Here is a 1,851-nt window from a genome sequence, read left to right as displayed (position 1 = left end):
GCCCGGCGCGGCCGACCGGTCTCCGGCCACTCCCGCTGCTCGGTGAGCAGTTCCACGGACCCCGCGGTCCAGTCGACGTGCGGCGAGGGCTCGTCGACGTGCAGGGTCTTGGGCAGCACGCCGTGGCGCATGGCCTCGACCATCTTGATGACGCCGGCGACGCCGGCTGCCGCCTGGGTGTGCCCGATGTTCGACTTGAGGGCGCCGAGCCAGAGGGGCCGCTCCGCCGGGCGGTCCTGGCCGTAGGTGGCCAGCAGGGCCTGGGCCTCGATCGGGTCGCCGAGGGTGGTGCCGGTGCCGTGGGCCTCGACCGCGTCGACGTCGCCCGCCGTGAGGCGGGCGTTCGCCAACGCCTGCTGGATGACCCGTTGTTGGGAGGGCCCGTTGGGTGCGGTGAGACCGTTGCTGGCACCGTCCTGGTTGATCGCCGAACCGGCCAGCAGCGCGAGGACCTGGTGCCCGTTGCGCCGGGCGTCGGAGAGGCGTTCGAGGAGCAGCAGGCCGGCGCCCTCGCCCCAGCCGGTGCCGTCGGCCGCCGCGGCGAACGGCTTGCACCGCCCGTCCGGCGCGAGACCGCGCTGCCGGCTGAACTCCAGGAAGATGCTCGGACTGGCCAGCACGGTGACGCCGCCGGCGAGGGCGAGGTCGCACTCGCCGCTGCGCAGCGCCTGTGCGGCCAGGTGCAGGGCGACCAGGGAGGAGGAGCACGCGGTGTCGACGGTGACCGCCGGGCCCTCCAGGCCGAGGGTGTAGGCCACGCGGCCTGAGGCGACGCTGGTGGTGGTGCCGGTGAGGAAGTAGCCGTCGGTGCCCTCGGGGACCTTGCGCAGGGGCGAGGCGTACTCCTGCGCGATGACGCCGGTGAAGACGCCGGTCCGGGAGCCGCGCAGCGAGGCCGGGTCGATCGAGGCGCGCTCGACGGTTTCCCAGGCGGTCTCCAGCAGGATGCGCTGCTGCGGGTCCATGGCGAGCGCCTCGCGCGGGCTGATCCCGAAGAACTCGGCGTCGAACCCGCCCGCGTCGTAGAGGAACCCGCCCTCGCGCACGTAGAAGGTGCCGGGGTGGTCGGGGTCGGGGTGGTAGAGGCGCTCGATGTCCCAGCCGCGGTCGTCCGGCAGGTCGCCGACCACGTCGGTACCGTCCGACAGCAGCTGCCACAGGTCCTCGGGCGACCGGACCCCGCCGGGGAACCGGCAGCTCATCGACACGATCGCGATCGGCTCGTCCGGCGCGGCGGCCGGGAGCGGGGCGGCCTGGACGGGCACGTCGCGCAGGCCGAGGACGGCCGTGCGGACATGGGCGGCGAGTGCTTCGGGCGTGGGGTGGTCGAAGACCAGGGTGGCCGGAAGGGTCAGTCCGGTGGCCGTGTTGAGCTGGTTGCGCAGTTCGACGGCGGTGAGCGAGTCGAAGCCGAGTTCCTTGAACGCGCGGGTGTCGTCGATCGCGTCGCCGTCCGGCCGGCGGAGGACCAGGGCGGCCGCGCGTCGCACCAGGGCGAGGACCCGGTCGTGCTGCTCGGCGTCGGACAGCTGCGCCAACTCGGCGACCAGCGTGGTGGATCCGTGCTGTCCGGTGCGCGTCGGCACTGTGCGGACCAGGCCGTGGAGCAGTGGCGGCAGCATCCCGGCCTGGGCGCGGTCGCGCAGTGCGGCGCTGTCGGTCTTCGCGGCCACCACCACGGGTGCCGCGCCGGCGAGCGCGTGGTCGAACAGCGCGAGCCCGAGCCGGCCGTCGATCGGCAGGATGCCGCCGCGTTCGATCCGTGCCTGGTCGGCCTCGTCGAGGGCGCCGGTCATCCCGCTGGCGTCGGCCCACAGGCCCCAGGCGATGGAGGTGGCGGGGAGTCCGTCG

The 1,851-nt window shown here is 74.3% G+C and carries 1 protein-coding gene; it reads right to left on the bottom strand.

Going from position 1 to position 1,851, the window contains the following annotated elements:
• Positions 1–1,851 (bottom strand): beta-ketoacyl synthase N-terminal-like domain-containing protein (locus ACFXDE_RS43840; RefSeq protein ID WP_380499812.1); only part of this gene is annotated, 1,851 nt, incomplete at both ends.

It is taken from the genome of Kitasatospora sp. NPDC059408, from assembly GCF_042751525.1.
Lineage (GTDB): Bacteria > Actinomycetota > Actinomycetes > Streptomycetales > Streptomycetaceae > Kitasatospora.
This window is presented reverse-complemented; position numbering and strand designations above follow the sequence as displayed.